This is a genomic window from Streptosporangium minutum (assembly GCF_002149035.1).
Taxonomy (GTDB): Bacteria; Actinomycetota; Actinomycetes; order Streptosporangiales; family Streptosporangiaceae; genus Streptosporangium; species Streptosporangium minutum.
Window position 1 is genome coordinate 1 of the sequence record NZ_NGFP01000093.1, and the last position, 17,419, is coordinate 17,419.

Below are 17,419 nucleotides of genomic sequence, written 5' to 3' on the forward strand. Positions count from 1 at the left end.
ATGAAGGTATGAAGGTGAGCGGCTCGGCGGGGGCGGGGAAGCCGAGTCCGCCGACGTCGTCGCCGGAGTCCAGCAGCAGGGCGGCTTCGAGCCGTCCCTCGATCACGTCGGCGAGAAGTCCGTCACGGGCGCGTTCGGAGTGGATCTCGACCTCGATGTCGGGCCGGCGTTCGGCGAACCGGGCGAGGACATGGGGCACGTGCGAGCCGGCGAGAGTTTCCAGCGCGCCGAGTCTCAGCAGCCGCCGTTCGCCTCTGACGTCGCGGATGGCCTGATCGGCCTGGTCGAGCAGCGACCGCGCCCATCCCCGCAACCGCTGCCCGGCGGGGGTCGGCTCCATTCCCTTGGGGCCGCGCAGGAACAGGGCCACGCCGAGCGCTCCTTCGAGCGTCCGGATCTGCTGGGAGACGGACGAGGGGGCGAGGTCGAGCGCGACGGCGGCGTCGGTCACGGTCCGGTGCCGGACGACGGCCTCGAAAGTCCTGAGCTGGCGTAGCTCCACGCGCAGAGGAACGGCGCCGGGCGTTCGGAAATTCCGAACGAGCCGTGCAGCCGAGGCGGTGGAGCCGCAGGACTGCCGGACCGCACAGTGGGTCGCGTCATCCCCACCTTCGTCTTCGGGAGCTGTCTCAGGCATGACCCTTTTGAATTCACCCGCGCCGGTGCCGGCGGATCCCCGTCCGGGGCGGGGGCGTGCCCGCGCGCTGGCGGGCATTTCGCTGGGCTACTTCATGGTGCTGCTGGACATGACGGTGCTGTCGGTCGCCGAGCCCGACCTGGCGGCCTCGCTCGACACTTCGATGGCCGGGCTGCAGTGGGCGACCACCGGCTACACCGTGGCGTTCGCCGCGCTGCTGCTGTCAGCCGGGGCGGCGGCGGACCGCTTCGGCGCCGAGCGGCTCTTCCGGGCCGGGATCGCGGTCTTCACGCTCGCGTCCTCGCTCAGTGCTCTCGCTCCGGGACTGTGGGCCCTGGTCCTCCTTCGGGCGATCTCGGGAGTCGCGGCGGCGGCGTGCGTGCCCGCCTCGATGGCGATGATCGCCCAGCTCTACCCGGAGCCCGCGGCGCGGGCGCGGGCGGTCTCGGCGTGGGCCGCGATCAGCGGTGCGGCCGTCGCGGCCGGTCCGATCGCGGGCGGCGCCCTGGTGGGCGCGGCCGGATGGCGGTCGGTCTTCCTGGTCAACGTGCCCATCGGCCTGGTGGTGCTGGCGCTGACGCTGGGCCGGGCGGTGGCCTGTCCGCGCGGTGACCGCCGGATCGACTGGCCCGCCCAGTTGGCAGCCGCCGCGGTGCTGGCCCTGTCCACGGACACGCTGATCGCTGCCGGTTCGCAGGCATGGGTCCACGCCGCGTGGTCGTCGGTGGGGCTCGGGGCGTCGGCGCTGGCCTTCCGGGGCCTGGAGCGCCGCAGCCAGGCACCGGTACTGAACCGGGCTCTGCTGCGGTCAGGCCGGGTACGGGCCGGGCTGCTGGCCGCCGCGGCGGTGAACTTCGCACTGACCGGGGGACTGTTCGTGCTGCCGTTGCTGTTGCAGCAGGAGCGGCACCTGGACCCGCTGCAGACCGGGCTGGCGTTCCTGCCGCTGACCGTTCCCTTCGCCGCCAATCCGCCGTTCACGGGCAAGATCGTGGCGCGGGTGGGGCCGCGCCGTCCGATCCTGGCCGGCCTGGCGCTGCTGGCCGCTGGAGGCGCCGTGCTGGCCGGCGCGGTCTTCGCCGACGGGAGCTACCTGTGGCTCGCGGTGGGCCTCCTGATGACCGGCTTCGGTGTCTCCTACGCCCTGCCGGCTCTGGTCGCGGCCATGGTCGGCGTCGCCCCGGCGGGGACGGCCGGTGCGGTGGGCGGCCTGCTCAACGCGGTGCGCCAGGTCGGCGCCACCCTCGGTGTCGCCGTCATGGGCGCCGCCGTCGCCGCGGGCACCGGATGGGCTCTGCTGCTGTCGGCCGCGGTCTGCACCGTGGCCTGGTCCGTGTTCGCTCTCGCACGCGGTGAGGAGACGACCGGATGATGCCCCGACCAGGGCCGGCGCGACCATGCCGTGAGCTGACCGGGCCCATCCGGCGACCGTCGAACTGCGCCGCACCGTCGCCGCCTTCGACGGCTACTGCTGTCGCAGTGCCTGCGCGATCGCCGACGTGTTCTGGTACTCCCGCCAGTGCGCGATCTGCCCGTCGCGGACCTTCAGAACGCCGATGAACGGGGCGGCAGCGGAAACGCCTGTCGTGGTGACGGTTCCAGCCAGCTCGTACTCAACGATGATCACGTTTGGATCGGTGGTTTCGTGGATCACGATGTTGCGGCAGTCGTCGAAATGGACCGGTAGCGCGGCCCGGCCGGCTTCGGCGAACATCATGAAGCGTTGTCTGCCCTCGATGCGATTCGGCCGGCCGGTCGCGGCGAACGGCATCTCGACCACCACGTCGTCGGTGAGCAGGTCGGCGCTGAGGGGGATGTTGGCCAGCCAGTGCTCTCTCATGAGAGCGAAGACATCGCGCGGTGTCATCGCGGCGCACTCCTCTGTAAGATGAGTTGAGACTCGACTTATCTGAAGAATAGTGAGTCACGACTCATCTTGTAAAGAGAGTGATGACGATGACCCCGACCAGGGCAGACGGCGGCAGACCCCTGCGCGCTGACGCGCGGCGCAACCAGGCGCGCATCCTCGACACTGCTGAGCAGGTGTTCTCCGAGCTCGGTCCGTCCGCTTCCACGGAAGAGGTGGCCCGTCGGGCCGGAGTCGCGATCGGAACCGTGTTCCGCCATTTCCCCACGAAGAACGATCTGCTGGTTGCCATCATGAAACGCCTGCTCGCCCGGCTCGTCGAAGAGGGTGAGGCGTTCGCGCGGGACGACGAGCATGGCACGGCGCTCTTCGCGTTCTTCGCCCACGTGGTCGAGCAGGCCGCTACGGAGAAGACGGTCGTGGACCTGCTAGCCCAGGCGGGTGTCGCCGTCAGCGTTCCCGACGCCGTGCGGCATCTCGAGCGGGGCATCGAGGACCTCCTGCGCCAAGCGCAGGCCGCCGGGACGGTCGCCCAGGACGTGCGTTCACCGGAGGTGATGGCTCTGCTCGTCAGCGTCTGTCATGGTGCGCTGCACGGTGGCTGGAGTGACGACCTGCGGGCTCGAACGCTCGCCGTCGTCTTCGCCGGCTTGAGGCCGGAAGCGGACCGGCGAACCTGACGCACCGCTCCGCGGTGGGGATCAGTCCTGCCCGGAGAGGAGCGGGGCCGTCGAGACCGCTGTCACCGGGGTCGTGGTGCTCGCGGAGCTCATCATGCGGTTCCGGGGTGATGGGGCGGACGACCAAGGAGGAGGCGGCGGACGGCGGGAACGTCTCTTCCAGCGGGTTTCCCGTCCTTTTTTGGACGTGTTGTCACTTCGAACGGCGTGGTTACCCTCTCTTCCATGAGACACGCCGAGTTCAACGATCCCCGGCTGGTGGCGGTCTATGACGCCGAGTGCCCTTGGTCGCGCGACGACGACTTCTTCCTCTCCGTGGTCGGCGAAACCCCCAAGGCCCGGGTGCTCGACCTGGGTTGTGGCACCGGTCGTCTGGCGCTGGGTATGGCAGCGGCCGGCCACACGGTCACCGGCGTCGATCCTGCCCGGGCATCACTCCAAGCCGCTCGCGTCAAGCCGGGTGCCGAGCAGGTGACCTGGATCGAGGGTGCGGCTGAGACGCTTCCGGAGCGGTCGTTCGATGTGGTGGTCATGACCAGTCATGTGGCGCAGTTCTTCGTCGACGACGACGAGTGGAGCCGTGCCCTCGCCGCGGTCGAACGTTCACTCGTTCCCGGTGGCCGGTTGGTGTTCGATTCGCGGGACCCCCGAGATCGCGGATGGGAGCGGTGGAACCCGATCGACTCCAGGCGCAGGGTGCGTCTGCCGGACGGCCTTGAGGTCGACAGTTGGACCCGGGTGACCGCTGTCCAGAGTGGTGTTGTCAGCTTCATCCATCACTATGTCTTCCCCGATGAAGAGCTTGTCAGTACCGCCACCTTGCGTTTCCGGACTGAGGAGGAGTTGCGTGCGTCCCTGCGGGCGGCGGGATTCAGCGTGGAATGGATCTATGGAGGCTGGGACAGGCAAGCCGTGGGGGAGGGCGACGGAGAGTTCCTGGTCATCGCACGGAAACGAATCGGGTGAGTGAGGATCAGCCTGTGGCGGGTGCTCGGCTGGGCGCCGGGCACCGCGCGCATCTCATCCGGGTGCCCCGCCGTGTGTGTCTCGTGCGGCCTTCGAGCCCAGCCGGCTGCGTAGCGACTCGAACTGCCCGGCCACCTGGCTGATCCGGTAGTACAGCCGCGGCGGGATGTGCGGGAGCAGGGGGGAGTGCCGCCGGCCGAGCAGCGTGAACATCTGCGCAGGTGGAAGGCCGATGTAGCGCGGGAGGTTCTCGTACCACTGGGCGCTGTAGCGGGCCGCTCTCTGGGTGGCCACGATCGAGGATTTGCGTTCCCGTTCGTAGCGGGCGAGGGCGGGCTGGAGGTGGGTGTCCTCGTGCAGCGCGCTGGCCAGGAAGGCGGCGTCTCCCAGTGCGAGGTCGGTGCCCGCGCCGATGGAGTAGTGCGTGGTGTGCGCGGCGTCCCCGAGCAGGACGAGGTTGCCGCGGTACCACGTCCGGTTGGTCAGGGTGCGGAAGTTCAGCCAGTGCGCGCGGCCGTCAGCGTGCGCCCGGCCGATCAGCGGGTGCCCGTCCAGCATGTCGGCGAAGAGCTTCTCCAGCAGGGCCAGGCTGTCGGCCTCGTTCGCCTGGTGGAACCCGAGTCCCTGCCAGGTCTCGGGGGAGCACTCGATGACGCAGGTGCTGTGCTCCTTGCTGTATCCGTAGCCGTAACACCAGATCCAGCCGTGCGGGGTGTCCACGAAGGCGAAGGTGAAGGCGTCGAACACCTTGGTGGTGCCGAGCCAGATGTAGGCGTTCCGTCCGACCGTGACCTCGGTGCCGAAGTGGTCGGTGTGACGTTCGCGCAGCACGCTGTTGACGCCGTCGCCGGCGACGACGAGGTCGGCGTCGGCCAGCTCGTCCTCACCGGCGATCTCGCGCTCGAACTCGATGCGCACACCGAGGGAGCCGGCCCGCTCGGCGAGGATGCCGAGCAGCTGGCGTCGGCCGATGCCGAAGCCCTCGTCTCCGTGCTCCTCCGTCACGGTCATGCGGTCGTGGACGTGCACGACCCAGCTGTCCCAGCGGAACGAGTTCTCGTTGATGGCGCGTGCCGACTCGGGGTCGGCGTTGTGGAGATTGTTGAGCAGTTCGTCCACATAGGTCACGCCCCAGCCGTAGGTCCACCCGGCCGGGTTCCGCTCGTAGACGGTGATGTCATGGGACGGGTCCACCCGCTTCATCAGGATCGAGAAGTACAGGCTGGCGGGTCCGCCACCGACGCAGGCGACCTTCACATGAACTCCCGTTGTGACGCAAGGTAATCAATTCGTAGCATAGAGTAGCAGATGAGGTGTACGGCGAGGGGACCCCATCCCGCTGAGCCGCCGGTCACGAGATGGTCAATTATCGGAACGCCTCCGACATCGGGGGAGGGATCGAACGGATCGGCGCGTCCGGGGCGCGTGCGGCGAGCTCGCCGCCGCGGATGGGGTGCTGATCACCGAAGATCCGGCGTATGCGCCCCCCCGGTCCGCTGTGGAGCGACGGCTCGACCCGCGTCCTGGCTGCCTGCGCCGATCACCGGGCCGCAGGCCGCCACGATGGTCGTCGGCGGAACCCTCCTGTGCGCGGAGGCGGGAGTCAGCGCTCCTTGGCCCGGTGCGTGGTGAGGGCGTCGAGCAGGCCGGGGAACACCTCGTCCACCTCGGCGCGGCGCAGGGTGTTCATCCGTGAGGTCCCGACGTAGTGCTGCCGGATCAGGCCCGCCTCGCGCAGCACCTTGAAGTGGTGGGTGGCGGTGGACTTGCTGACCTGTATGTCGAAAGCGCCGCACTTGATGTCCTCGTCGGAGGCGTCGAGCTGCGTGATGATGCTCCGGCGCACCGGATCGACGAGGGCCTCCAGTATCCGCTGGAGGTCGAACTGTGACGCTTCCGGGTGAGGTGGTGTACGTCCCATGGGTCCAATAGTACGACACTCATCGAAGTTTGACAGCGATCGTACTTATGCGGCACGGTGGATCGCGTTCACAGCGAGCGAAGGACGGTGTCATGGCAAGGACGGTGCGGTTCCACGAGGTCGGCGGGCCCGAGGTGATGCGGCTGGATGACCTGGAGACGGGTGAGCCGGGACCGGGCGAGGTGCGGATCCGGGTGGAGGCGATCGGGATCAACAGGGCCGAGGCGTTGTTCCGGAGCGACCAGTACATCGAGCCGGTCAGGCGTCTGCCCGCCATGCTCGGCTCCGAGGCCGCCGGTGTGATCGAGGTGGTCGGCCCGGAGGTGACCGGATTCGAGGAGGGGCAGGCGGTCAGTGTCCTGCCGGGCTTCTTCTCGCAGAACGACTACGGCGTCTACGCCGAGCGGGCGGTCGTCCCCGCAGCCGCGCTCCTGCACCGTCCCGACGGGATGGACGCGGTGTCCGGCGCCGCGGTGTGGATGCCCTATCTCACCGCGTATGGCGCGTTGGTGGAGGTGGGCGGAGTACGAGCGGGCGATGTGGTGGCGCTGAACGCCGCCTCCAGCGGCGTCGGCCTGGCGGCGATCCACACCGCCAACCGGGTGGGGGCCACGCCGATCGCCGTCACCCGCACCGGCGACAAGAAGGACCGGCTGTTCAAGGAGGGTGCGGCCGAAGTGATCGTATCCGACGAGGAGGACGTGGCGGCCAGGCTGCTGGCCCTGACCGGCGGCAAGGGGGTCGAATATGTCTTCGACGCCGTCGCCGGGCCGGGCGTGACCGACCTGGCGCGGGCGGTGGCGCCGGACGGCACGCTCCTCCTGTACGGGGGGCTGAGCGGGCAGCCGACGCCGTATCCGGGATTCGCCCTGGGCATGCCCGCCCTCAACATGCGCACCTACACGGTGCTGGAGATCACGAAGGACCCCAGGCGGCTACGCCGGGCCGAGGCGTTCGTCGCCTCAGGCCTGCGTACCGGGGTCTTCCGCCCGGTGGTGGATCGCCTGTTCCCGCTGGAGGAGATCGTGCAGGCACACCAGCACATGGAGTCCAACGCCCAGTTCGGCAAGATCGTGGTCACCGTGGCCCACTGACACCGGCTCGGGCCGGGATCATCCCGGTGATGTACGCCGATGCCGGCGGTCCTACGTCCTTCCGCTCATGCTCCCCGCGCCGGTGGAGGGAGTCGAGGACGGCCGGTTCGTCCGCCGGGAGGCGCGGTGCGCCGGCATGTGGGGGCCGTGAAACGAAGGCCGGCGAGAAAGTCACGTCTCGTGTGCGCACAATTACGCAGACAGTTCCCCGGGTGGCCGCTTATCTGGGAACCGTCCGAGATTCACCGTCCAGAAAGGATCCCTGGCATGTCGCGTATGCGCCGCCACATCACCGCCCTTACCCTGACCGCGGCCGGCCTGGCCACCACCGCCGTCCTGGCGGCCCCCGCTCACGCGGCCGGGGCCACCGTCACGGTGGGCTCGTTTCAGAACATGTCCGTCGTGGGGACGGTCGGTGACGACAGCATCGACATCAACGCCTTCAACGGCAAGGTCACCGTGACCTCCAGCCTGCACTCGGTGACCGCGGGCGCGGGGTGCGTGCAGCAGGGGCCCGGTACGGTCTCCTGCGCAGGCGTCACGACCATCACGGTCAACGTCAGGGCCGGCAACGACACCGTGCGCAACACCACCTCCCTGTTCGCCGAGATCTTCGGGTCGGCCGGTTCCGATCGCCTTTCCGGCGGTTCGGGCCGTGACATCCTCGTCGGCGGTAGCGGCAACGACTTCCTGTTCGGCAACGGGGGCAACGACATCACCGACGGCGGACCCGACTTCGACACCTGTGCCGGCGAGTCCGAGCCCAACTGCGAGGCGTAGGGCGGCGCGGGGCACGAGCGGCGCCCGCGGGCCGGAGTCGAGTCCGTGGACGATGACGCGCGCCTGCCTGCACCGACCGTGACCGAGGAGGTCGCCGACACCGGCGCCGAGCGTCTCGTGCTCGGCGCCGGCCGGCTGACGGGCCGGCGGCGGTGGAAGAAACGGAGCGAAGTCCATCATGAGGACTTCGCTCATTCGCCGTCCCGTCGACAACCTCCCCAGGGCCGAGGCCCGGGGAGTTCCCGATGAGCGCGCGTCGATATCCGCTCTCGGCGCGGATGATCAGGCCGGCGGTGTGAGCGTGGGGTGGCGACTCAGCCGGCCTCGGGGCCGGCTGATGGTTCCTCCGTCGGGAACAGGATCGGGCTGAGCAGGTATCGCGCGCGGCCGGGTGCGGGGTGGTTGGCCAGCCGGGGGGCGATCGCGCTGCGCAGTTCGCCGATCATCGCAAGGAGCTCGTCCCGGCTGAGCCAGACGGCATGCTGCCGGTAGCCGACGAGGTCCGCCACCGGGTCGGCGCGGTCGCGGTCGAGGTAGGCGCTGAACTCGGCGAGCAGGGTGGCCGTCGCGGTGGCGAACGCGCGCCGGTGGTCGTCGAGCGACAGCGATTCCAACGTGTCGGCGTCGATCGCCGCCCGGTCCTGACGCAGCCGGTATCGGCGCTCCACCGCGCCGCGCACTCGCTGCTCGTCGGCCACCTCCAGGATTCCCCCGGCGGTGAGCAGGTCGACGTGCCGGTAGACGGTGGCCTTCGAGACATCCGGTATGCGGGCGCACAGCTGGGACGTCGTCAGCGTCCGTCCGCCACGCATCGCGTGCACAACGCGTAGCCGCACCGGGTGACCCAGAAGCTCGAACGTGTTCACCCCCTTACGATCTCACACCGTGCTACCTTTCTCAAATAATGAGAAAGGTAGGGGTGGGGATGACGATGGGAACCGACCCGGCAGCGACCGCCGTCGCGGTTGTCGAGATGGCGTGCGAGGGACGCTTCACCGAGATCGAACGGCTCTTCGCGCCGCCGCTGCGGGCGTTGGTCGGCGCTGAGGCGCTGCGGGCCGCTTGGACGTCCGTGCTCGGCCGGCGCGGACAGGTCGCCGCCATCGGGGAGCCGGTGAGCGAGCCGGTCCAGGCGGGGCTGGTCCGTGTGAGTGTCCCGGTGGCCTGCGAGCGCGCGGAATTCGCCGTGGTGGTCGCGGTCGACCACGACGGCATGCTGAACGATCTGCGGCTTGCCGCGGCCGCCGCGCCCTGGGCGCCGCCGCCGTACGCCGACCCGACGAGGTTCGACGAGCATGACGTCACGGTTGGCGACGGCCCTCTCGCCGTCACCGGCACGGTGAGCCTGCCGCATGAGCCCGGCCCGCAGGCGGGCGTCGTGTTGCTCAGCGGGGGAGGGCCCTTCGATCGCGACGCCACCAGCGGGGCCAACAAACCGCTCAAGGACCTGGCCTGGGGGTTGGCCGCCCGTGGTGTCGCGGTGTTGCGGTTCGACAAGGTGACCCACACTCACGGCGACCGGGTGGCGAACGCGGCCGACTTCACGATGGCCGACGAGTACGTGCCGCACGCGGTCGCCGCCGTTCACCTGCTCCAGCGGCAGCCGGGCGTGGACCCCGCCCGCGTCTTCGTCCTGGGCCACAGCATGGGAGGCAAGGTCGCACCGCGGGTCGCGGCCGCCGAGGCGTCCGTCGCCGGTTTGGTGATCATGGCCGGCGACACGCAGCCGATGCACCAGGCCGCCGTCCGCGTCGTCCGGTACCTCGCCTCACTGGATCCCGGCCCGGCGATGGAGGCCGCCGTCGAGGCGTTCACGCGGCAGGCCGCGATGGTCGCCGGTCCCGGCCTGTCACCGTCGACACCGGCCGAGGCGCTGCCGTTCGGCTGGCCGGCGGCGTACTGGCTGGATCTGCGCGGCTACGACCCGGTCGCGACCGCGGCGGCGCTGGACAAGCCGATGCTCATCCTCCAGGGTGGCCGCGACTACCAGGTGACCGTGGCGGACGATCTGTCAGGGTGGAAGGCCGGCCTCGCTCACCGGCCGGATGTCACGATCCGCGTCTACGACGCCGACAACCATCTGTTCTTTCCCGGAACGGGCCCGTCCACGCCCGCGGAGTACGAGCCCCCGCAACACGTGGACCCGGCCGTCGTCGCCGACATCGTGGAGTGGCTGACGCCGGGCTTCCCGCCCGTGCGGTGAGCGTCGGCCCCGCCGGCCGGGACGCTCGGCGATCACCGGCGACAGCGGGGCCGTGCTTCACACCGCGCCCTCGCGCGAGGGCGCGCCGGCGTCGAGTCCCAGGAGCCGGGCGAGGACGGCCACTCCGGCGCCTTCGCGCTCAGTGTGGCGTTCAAACGCCGGCTCGGCCGCGCCCCGGGCCGGTACCGGCGCTTCGCGCCCGTACCGGCCCGGCGATCCGCCCGGGTGAGGACCGGCCGCCGACTGCGCGTGCGGGTGCCGCACCCGTCAGGCGTCGAAGCGGCGGCGGGAGGCCTCGATGTGACCGATGTACTGGTGGGTCCAGCCGCACATTCCATCGACCATCCCTCGCAGGGCCCGGCCCGCCTCGGTGAGGGTGTACTCGACCCGCGGCGGCACGGTGGGGTACGCCTTCCGCTCGACCAGGCCGTTACGCTCCAGCATCCGCAGGTTCTGGGTGAGCATCTTGTGGCTGATGCCCTCGATCTCGTTGCGCAACTCGCTGAAGCGCAGGGTGCGTTCCCCCAGAAACTCGATGATCAGGAACGCCCACTTGTTGGCGACGTCCGCGAAGATCTCCCGCGCCAGGGAGTCCGCCCGCGTCAGGTCCGCGTTTTCGAGCGAGCCCTTGAACTGCTTGGTCACCATAAGGTTCCTCAGTCACTGAAAAGTGCGTTCTTCCATGTCAGGAGACACTCTCCTATAGTTCCTGAGTAACCACAAGAGATCAGGAACCTCCTGGTCCGGTGGAAGTGAGCCCGCGGGCTCTCATGGCAAGGAGGCAGACAGCATGGCCATCACCCTGGTGAACCCCAGCGGATTGCCGGAAGTCGATGTCTACCGGCAGGTGTCGATCGCGACCGGGTCGAAGCTGGTCTTCATCGCCGGGCAGGTCGCCGGGGATGCCGAGGGGGTCACGGTCGGCGCGGGGGATCTCGCCGCTCAGGTCGAGCAGTGCTACCTCAACATCGGCACCGCCCTGGCCGGGGTCGGCGCTTCCTTCGACGACGTGGCGAAACTGACCGTCTACGTCGTCGACTGGACCCCCGACAAGATGCCCCTGCTCCTGGAGGGGCTCACCCGGGCGGCCGCGAAACTGGGGGTCACCCCGGTACCGCCGGCCACGCTGCTGGGTGTCGCGGCACTGGACATACCCGACCATCTGGTCGAGGTCGAAGCCACCGCGATCATCGACTGAACGATCCGGCGATCCCGCTCAGGGCGCACGCGCGAGCCCGCGAGATCGCCTCCCGCCCCGCCGTCACCCGGGGAACTCGCCGTCACCCGGGGAACTCGCCATCACCCGGGAAAAGAGGAAAGGCCGGCGCCCTCCGGCCGCACCGCCTCGGATCTTCGCGCTGCCCCTCCGCCCCGAACCGTGGCCGACGTGCGCCCGGCTCATCGGATCGGGGGCGGCGTGGTGGGCGCGTCGGCCGCGGCGTTGGCGTAGCGGCGGGCCAGGCGCGCGAAGGCGTCCCTGAGCTCGGCCGGGCCGACGACCTCGATGTCGGCGTCGAACCCGCCGACGGCGGCGGCCAGACCGGGCCACGACCACGAGCCCAGGACGAGCCGGCAGCGGTTCGGACCGAGCGCCTCGACGACTCCGTCGCGGATGTAGCGGGACACGACGGCGGCGGGCAGGGCGAGGATCACCTCGCCGCGGCAGGGCCAGCCGCCCGAGCCGTCGGAGCCCCGGAACCTGGCGGCCACGAAGGCGGCCACCTCGCCTCCGGGCAGCTCGCGCGGGGTGAATCGGGGTCCCGTGGGGGTGCGCGGGGTGATCCGATCGGCACGGAAGGTGCGCCAGTCCTCGCGGTCGAGGTCCCAGGCGACGAGGTACCACCGCCCGCCCCAGGTGACGAGGTGGTGGGGCTGCACCCGGCGCGGAGGGGATTCGGCGCGGTCGTCGCCGGTGGCTCCCGGCGGGGACGCGGGGGCGTAGTCGAAGCGCAGCGCTTCGCGGGCGTGGACGGCGGCGCTGAGCGTCATGAGCACGCTGCTGTCGACCTGCGGGTCCGGCCGGCTCGCGGGCCGCTCGACGACGGTGACCCGGAGGGTGTCGATCCGGTGGCGCAGCCGTACGGGCATGACCTGCCGGACGGTGTTCAGCGCGCGTGCGGCGGCTTCCCCGATGCCGGCGCCGCTGGTGGCGGCGGTCTGGAGTGCGACGGCGAGGGCGACGGCCTGCTCGTCGTCGAACAGCAACGGGGGCAGTTGCGTGCCGGCGTCGAGCCGGTACCCGCCGTCCGGGCCTTTGACGGCCACGATGGGGTAGCCGAGCTCGCGCAGGCGGTCGACATCGCGGCGTACGGTGCGCGGGCTGATGTCCAGCCGCTCGGCCAGTAACGCGCCGGGCCAGTCCCGGCGCGCCTGGAGCAGCGAGAGCAGTGAGAGCAGTCGCGCTGAGGTCTTCGGCATGACTTCATATTGTCCCAAGAAGCGGCCACACCCTGACCGCTTCTCCTGCGACTGTTGTCCCGTGCCAGACAACGAGAACAACCGGAAGGGCTCAACCGCCGTGACCGCCACGACCACGCCACCCTCGACTCTCGACGCCGAGCGGGCCGACCTGCTCGCCGAGCTCGCGACCGCGCGATCCGCCCTCACCAACACCGTGCGCGGGCTCAGCGACGAGCAGGCCGGCGAGCATCCGACGGTCAGCGCGCTGTGCCTGGGCGGGCTGATCAAGCATGTCGCGTCCGTCGAGGAGGAATGGATGCGCTTCGTGGTCGAGGGCCCGTCGGCGATGCGCTACGACCTGCCCGACGGTGTCACCTGGGCCGACCTCGCGGCCGGTACCGCACGCGAGTTCCCGCAGTGGGCGATCGACCACCAGAACGACTTCCGGATGCCGCCCGGTGAGACGCTGGCCGGGATCCTCGCGCGTTACGAGCGGGTCGCCGCCCGCAGCGAGGAGGTCATCGCCTCCGTGCCCGACCTGTCGGCGACGCACCCGCTGCCGGAGGCGCCCTGGAACGACCCCGGAGCGGTACGCAGCGTGCGCCGGGTGCTGATGCACGTCATCGCCGAGACCGCCCAGCACGCCGGGCACGCCGACATCCTGCGCGAGACGCTCGACGGCCAGAAGTCGACCTGAGCGGTGAGGGGCCACCGCCGGATCGGGCGTCGTCCTGACCGGTGTCACCCGGTGGAACCCGGGCCGGACGGCGTTCGCCCGGCCCGGCCCGGTCCCGCGGTTCCGCCGGGCCAGGCGGCCGGCTGCCACCGATCAGCAGTACGGAGGTCCGGGATTCAGCCGGGGTTCGACGCGGTGGACGCCGAGCCGCGTCAGTCCAGGCAGAACTCGTTGCCCTCGGGATCTGCCATCACGATGAAGCCGGCGCTCATCGGGGGAGCGGGCTCGTGGCGACGTACCCGCGTCGCTCCCAGCGCGACGAGCCGGTCGCACTCGACCTCCATCGCCGCCATCCGCTCCTCTCCCCGCAGTCCGGGAGCCGCTCGGACGTCGAGGTGGACGCGGTTCTTGGCGACCTTTTCCTCGGGCACCTGCTGGAAGAACAGCCGTGGGCCGTGCCCGTCCGGGTCCTCGATGGCCGAGCTCGTGTTGCGCTGCTCCTGCGGTACGCCGGCCCGCGCGAGGAAGTCGTCCCACGCGGCCAGCGGGTCGGCGCCCTCGGGCAGGTCGACTCCGGGCGGACCGGGGTGGACGTAGCCCAGTACGTCGCGCCAGAAGGACGACAGCGCCCGCGGGTCGTGGGCGTCGAAGGTGATCTGGAGGTGGCGGCTCATCGGGTTGCTCCGTCCGTGGCGGGTTTCGTGTGCAGGTAGAGGTCGCGCAGCAGGCAGACCTCGGACAGGTGGTGGATCAGCTCGCGGTGGATGTGCAGCACCAGATCGGCCATGGGCGCCTCGGGGAAGGGCTCCTTCTCGCCGACCGGGACCCGGAGCCCGGCCTCGCCGAGGCCGCGCACCCCGGCCAGCCAGACGCCGAGCTGGGCCTCGAGCTGGTCGAGCGCGGTGGCCGCGCTGCCGGCGTACTCCCATGTCTCGTACGACGCCGCCGGCGCGCCGAAGTGCGCCGCGTTGCGTGCGGCGAGCACGCCGACGATGACGTGACCGAGCCGCCAGGCGATCGTGGTGAAGGCCGCGGGGACCGGCTGGGGGAAGGCGTAATCTATCGCGAAGTCCCCGGCGCCGAACTGCATGGGCGCCGTCGAGCTGCCGCGCGGCCGTACGCTCCAGGCGTCCGGCACCGGCGACCAGAAGAACTCGTCGTCGGTGAGGCCGTTGAGCCGGGGCCGGAGCTGGTGGTTCCAGTGGAACTCCCATTGCTCGCGCAACGTCCGGTTCCAGTTGAGTTCGTCTGCGTCCATGGAGCCACTCTGGCACCCCTGGCGGACAGGATCGGTCCGCTATCTCTGGCAGGGTGGGGGACATGGACGTGGCAAGCGGTGAGGAGCGGGGCACGACGGAGCGGGTGCTCACCCTGCTCGGGCTGCTGCAGCAGCGCCAGGCCTGGACCGGCCCCGAGCTCGCCGACCGGCTCGGCGTCACCCCGCGCACCGTACGGCGTGACGTCGAGCGGCTGCGCGCGCTCGGCTATCCCGTCCATGCCAGCCAGGGCGTGGGCGGCGGCTACCGGCTCGGCCCGGGGCAGGACATGCCGCCGCTGCTCCTCGACGACGAGGAGGCGATCGCCACCGCGGTCTCCCTGCTCGCCGGCGCGGGCGGCGCGGTCACCGGCGCCGGCGACGCCGCACTCCGGGCACTGACCAAACTCGACCAAATACTGCCCACCCGGCTACGGCACGAGGTACGCGCGCTCGCCGGCTCGGTGGAGTCCTTCGGCGGCGGCCGCACACCGGTCGACCCCGAAGTGCTCWTGACGCTGGCCAGAGCCTGCCGCGACGAGGTCGAGGCCGACTTCGGCTACCCGTCCGGCAGCGAGGTGCGACGGCGGCGGGCCGAGCCCTACCGCCTGGTCGCCTCCGACCGCCGCTGGTACCTCCTCGCCTACGACCTCGAGCGCGACGACTGGCGCAACTTCCGCGTCGACCGGATGACCGATGTGTCCGCACGCACCTGGCGCTTCCGCCCACGTACCGCACCCGACGCGGCGACGTACGTGCAGGAGGGGGTGGCCAGCCGGGTCTACCCGCACCAGGCGCGCTTCCTCGTGCACGCGCCGGCCGAGACGGTGCGCGCGCAGATTCCGGCGTCGGCGGCCGTCGTACGGCGGCGGGGCGGCGAGCTCTGCGAGGTGCTCAGTGGCGCCGGGAGCCTTGACTTCGTGCTCATGCACGTGCTCCTGCTGGGGCACGACTTCGAGGTGGTCGACCCTCCGGAGCTCGGGAGGCGCTGTCGCGCGCTGGCGCAGAGGCTGCTGTCGGCCGGTGCGGCGATCTCACCGGCGCCGGACACGGAGGAGTCATGACAGGAACTCGGCGCCGGTGGAGAGGCCGGACCGTGGTGCGGTGGGACGGTCAGGCCAGGACGCAGCGGGTGCCGGTGAAGATCGTCGGCATGCACTTGTTGCAGTGGATGCACAGAGACCGGGTGGCGGGCTCGCGCCGCAGGCGGTTGAGCAGGTCGGGTTCACGGAGCAGGGCGCGGGCCATGGCGACGAACTCGAAACCCTCGGCCATGGCCAGGTCCATGGTGGCGCGCTGGCTGATGCCGCCCAGCAGGATCAGGGGCATCTTCAGAGTGGCGCGGAACTGGCGGGCGCTGTCGAGCAGGTAGGCCTCCTGGTAGGGGTAGGCGCGGATGAAGCGGTCGCCGACGAGCTTGACGCCCAGGCGCATGGGCTGCTTGAAGGTGGCGGCGAACTCGCGGATCGGAGCGCCGCCGCGGAAGAGGTACATGGGGTTGAGCAGGGAGCTGCCGGCGGTCAGCTCCAGGGCGTCCACGCTGCCGTCGCGTTCGAGCCACTGGGCGACCTGCAGGCTCTCGTCCAGCCAGAAGCCGCCGGGCACGCCGTCGTCCATGTTGAGCTTGGCCAGGATGGCGATGCGGTCGCCGACCGCGTCGCGGACGGCGCGGGCGGCGCCGAGGGCGACCTTGGCGCGGTTGGCGAGTGAGCCGCCGTAGCCGTCCCTGCGCTTGTTGAGCTTCGGGCTGAGGAACGAGCTGGCGAAGTAGTTGTGGCCGAGGTGGATCTCGACGGCGTCGAAGCCCGCCTCGATGGCCAGCTCGGCGGCGGTGGCGTGAGCGGCGGTGACGCGCTCGATGTCGGCGACGGTGGCGCGCCGGGTCATCGCCATCGCCTGCGGGTTGAACGAGGCCGACGGGGCCAGGGCGGGCACGCGGTTGGACTTGCTGTTGGCGACGGGGCCGGCGTGGCCGATCTGGGCGGAGGCGGCGGCGCCTTCGGCGTGTACGGCCTCGGTGAGGCGGCGCAGGCCGGGCAGCGCGTCGGGGCGCATGTAGATCTGGTCACGCTCGGTGCGGCCCTCGGGGGCGACGGCGCAGTAGGCGACGGTGGTCATGGCGACGCCGCCGGCGGCGTGCGCGCGGTGGAAGGAGACGAGGTCGTCGCCGGCGAGGGCGCCTTTGGTCATGCCTTCGAAAGTGGCTGCCTTGATGATGCGGTTGCGCAGGGTGAGCGGGCCGAGTTTGGCTTGGTCGAACACGTCCATGTCGGTTCTCCTGGTCGGGATAGGGCATCAGTCAATCACTGATTGGAATATGATTGAAACATGATGGAGGATGTTCCCTCGACTGAGTCCCGGCTGCTGGCCGCCGCCGAGCGCCTGTTCCTGGGCAAGGGCTTCGAGCAGGTGTCGGTACGCGCGATCAACGCCGAGGCCGGGCTCAACCCGGGAGCCGTGCATTACCACTTCGGCTCCCGCGAAGGGCTCATCTCGGCGTTGCTGGAACGGGAGCTCTCACCGCTGTGGGCCGACCGGATGGAGGCCGTCGCCCGCCGGTCGCGGGGCGAGGGTGAGCCGTTCGAGGTGCGTGATCTGGTGGCGGCCATCGTGGAGCCGTTCGAGGAACTGTCGCGCACCGAGAAGGGGCGGATGCTGTCCCACCTGCTGGCCCGCTCGGCACTGCGCAGCGGGCGGCTGGCCAACGTCTCGACGTGGTTCGGCACCGCGCCGTTCGAGGTCATGCTCGGCCGGGCACTGCCCGACCTCCCCGTGCGGGAGGTCGCCGAGCGGTGGCGGCTGGCGTTCACGCTGCTGCTGGAGGTCTACGGGCGATCAGTGGCCCACGCCCCGGCCGCGGCCGTGGCGCTGCCGGATACCGCAACCGTCATCGCCTTCGTCACCGCGGGCCTGACCGCACCCCCCCACCCCTAAGGAGAA

At 70.6% G+C, this 17,419-nt stretch carries 20 protein-coding genes; 10 read left to right on the forward strand and 10 right to left on the reverse strand.

Annotation, left to right across the window (positions count from 1 at the left end; all coding sequences use genetic code 11):
* Window positions 1-502, reverse strand: a 502-nt coding sequence (locus CA984_RS20580) for a LysR family transcriptional regulator (RefSeq protein ID WP_133061723.1), incomplete at its 3' end; no start/stop codon positions are given.
* A gap of 133 nt (window positions 503-635) precedes the next feature.
* Here CA984_RS20580 and CA984_RS20585 point away from each other — a divergent pair.
* Window positions 636-2,009: an MFS transporter gene (locus CA984_RS20585; RefSeq protein ID WP_086574814.1), complete on the forward strand. Its 1,374-nt coding sequence runs from the start codon at window positions 636-638 to the stop codon at window positions 2,007-2,009.
* A 93-nt stretch (window positions 2,010-2,102) separates the two neighbouring features.
* On the opposite strand, the gene CA984_RS20590 is transcribed toward CA984_RS20585, so the two are convergent.
* Window positions 2,103-2,504 carry a nuclear transport factor 2 family protein gene (locus CA984_RS20590; protein WP_086574816.1) on the reverse strand — a complete coding sequence of 134 codons (402 nt, stop codon included), beginning with the start codon at window positions 2,502-2,504 and terminating at the stop codon, window positions 2,103-2,105.
* Between the two features lie 83 nt (window positions 2,505-2,587).
* Here CA984_RS20590 and CA984_RS20595 point away from each other — a divergent pair, with 83 nt between their 5' ends.
* Together CA984_RS20595 and CA984_RS20600 are read left to right on the forward strand one after the other, a co-directional pair.
* The gene (locus CA984_RS20595) at window positions 2,588-3,184 is read left to right on the forward strand and encodes a TetR/AcrR family transcriptional regulator (RefSeq protein WP_086574818.1); all 597 of its coding nucleotides are present in this window, start codon (window positions 2,588-2,590) and stop codon (window positions 3,182-3,184) included.
* A gap of 225 nt (window positions 3,185-3,409) precedes the next feature.
* The gene (locus tag CA984_RS20600) at window positions 3,410-4,150 is read left to right on the forward strand and encodes a class I SAM-dependent methyltransferase (RefSeq protein ID WP_086574865.1); all 741 of its coding nucleotides are present in this window, start codon (window positions 3,410-3,412) and stop codon (window positions 4,148-4,150) included.
* A 54-nt stretch (window positions 4,151-4,204) separates the two neighbouring features.
* Here the strand turns inward: CA984_RS20600 and CA984_RS20605 are convergent, their stop codons facing one another.
* Together CA984_RS20605 and CA984_RS20610 are read right to left on the reverse strand one after the other, a co-directional pair.
* Window positions 4,205-5,407: an FAD-dependent monooxygenase gene (locus tag CA984_RS20605; protein ID WP_086574820.1), complete on the reverse strand. Its 1,203-nt coding sequence runs from the start codon at window positions 5,405-5,407 to the stop codon at window positions 4,205-4,207.
* A gap of 346 nt (window positions 5,408-5,753) precedes the next feature.
* Window positions 5,754-6,071: an ArsR/SmtB family transcription factor gene (locus tag CA984_RS20610; RefSeq protein ID WP_086574822.1), complete on the reverse strand. Its 318-nt coding sequence runs from the start codon at window positions 6,069-6,071 to the stop codon at window positions 5,754-5,756.
* A 92-nt stretch (window positions 6,072-6,163) separates the two neighbouring features.
* Here CA984_RS20610 and CA984_RS20615 point away from each other — a divergent pair, with 92 nt between their 5' ends.
* Window positions 6,164-7,165 (forward strand): zinc-dependent alcohol dehydrogenase family protein, encoded by a 1,002-nt coding sequence (locus CA984_RS20615; protein WP_086574824.1) that lies wholly within the window; start codon window positions 6,164-6,166, stop codon window positions 7,163-7,165.
* A gap of 267 nt (window positions 7,166-7,432) precedes the next feature.
* Complete coding sequence (locus CA984_RS48740; protein ID WP_278249044.1) at window positions 7,433-7,945, forward strand: calcium-binding protein; 513 nt, start codon at window positions 7,433-7,435, stop codon at window positions 7,943-7,945.
* A gap of 314 nt (window positions 7,946-8,259) precedes the next feature.
* Here the strand turns inward: CA984_RS48740 and CA984_RS20625 are convergent, their stop codons facing one another.
* On the reverse strand, window positions 8,260-8,811 hold the full coding sequence (locus tag CA984_RS20625) for a helix-turn-helix domain-containing protein (RefSeq protein ID WP_086574825.1): 552 nt from the start codon (window positions 8,809-8,811) through the stop codon (window positions 8,260-8,262).
* Between the two features lie 59 nt (window positions 8,812-8,870).
* On the opposite strand from CA984_RS20625, the gene CA984_RS20630 reads away from it, so the two are divergent.
* On the forward strand, window positions 8,871-10,148 hold the full coding sequence (locus tag CA984_RS20630; protein WP_086574827.1) for an alpha/beta hydrolase family protein: 1,278 nt from the start codon (window positions 8,871-8,873) through the stop codon (window positions 10,146-10,148).
* 267 nt (window positions 10,149-10,415) lie between these two features.
* On the opposite strand, the gene CA984_RS20635 is transcribed toward CA984_RS20630, so the two are convergent.
* Complete coding sequence (locus tag CA984_RS20635; protein ID WP_086574829.1) at window positions 10,416-10,796, reverse strand: winged helix-turn-helix transcriptional regulator; 381 nt, start codon at window positions 10,794-10,796, stop codon at window positions 10,416-10,418.
* A gap of 142 nt (window positions 10,797-10,938) precedes the next feature.
* On the opposite strand from CA984_RS20635, the gene CA984_RS20640 reads away from it, so the two are divergent.
* Window positions 10,939-11,346 (forward strand): RidA family protein, encoded by a 408-nt coding sequence (locus CA984_RS20640; protein WP_086574831.1) that lies wholly within the window; start codon window positions 10,939-10,941, stop codon window positions 11,344-11,346.
* Window positions 11,347-11,546: 200 nt separating this feature from the next.
* Here the strand turns inward: CA984_RS20640 and CA984_RS20645 are convergent, their stop codons facing one another.
* Window positions 11,547-12,566, reverse strand: a complete 1,020-nt coding sequence (locus CA984_RS20645) for a helix-turn-helix transcriptional regulator (protein WP_086574832.1) — start codon at window positions 12,564-12,566, stop codon at window positions 11,547-11,549.
* 61 nt (window positions 12,567-12,627) lie between these two features.
* On the opposite strand from CA984_RS20645, the gene CA984_RS20650 reads away from it, so the two are divergent.
* Window positions 12,628-13,245 (forward strand): DinB family protein, encoded by a 618-nt coding sequence (locus CA984_RS20650; RefSeq protein ID WP_242676071.1) that lies wholly within the window; start codon window positions 12,628-12,630, stop codon window positions 13,243-13,245.
* A 191-nt stretch (window positions 13,246-13,436) separates the two neighbouring features.
* Here the strand turns inward: CA984_RS20650 and CA984_RS20655 are convergent, their stop codons facing one another.
* Window positions 13,437-13,898, reverse strand: coding sequence for a VOC family protein (locus CA984_RS20655; protein WP_086574836.1), 462 nt, complete (start codon window positions 13,896-13,898; stop codon window positions 13,437-13,439).
* Entirely contained in the window at window positions 13,895-14,482 is a 588-nt protein-coding gene (locus tag CA984_RS20660) for a DinB family protein (protein ID WP_086574838.1), read from the reverse strand. The genes CA984_RS20655 and CA984_RS20660 overlap by 4 nt, the downstream gene beginning before the upstream one ends.
* A gap of 62 nt (window positions 14,483-14,544) precedes the next feature.
* On the opposite strand from CA984_RS20660, the gene CA984_RS20665 reads away from it, so the two are divergent.
* A complete protein-coding gene (locus CA984_RS20665; protein WP_086574840.1) occupies window positions 14,545-15,543 on the forward strand; it encodes a helix-turn-helix transcriptional regulator in 999 nt (332 codons plus the stop codon).
* A 49-nt stretch (window positions 15,544-15,592) separates the two neighbouring features.
* Here CA984_RS20665 and CA984_RS20670 read toward each other — a convergent pair whose 3' ends face one another.
* Window positions 15,593-16,747, reverse strand: a complete 1,155-nt coding sequence (locus CA984_RS20670; protein WP_086574842.1) for an NADH:flavin oxidoreductase — start codon at window positions 16,745-16,747, stop codon at window positions 15,593-15,595.
* A 60-nt stretch (window positions 16,748-16,807) separates the two neighbouring features.
* Between CA984_RS20670 and CA984_RS20675 the strand changes: the two genes are divergently transcribed.
* A complete protein-coding gene (locus tag CA984_RS20675; RefSeq protein ID WP_086574843.1) occupies window positions 16,808-17,413 on the forward strand; it encodes a TetR/AcrR family transcriptional regulator in 606 nt (201 codons plus the stop codon).
* The last annotated feature ends 6 nt before the right edge of the window (window positions 17,414-17,419 follow it).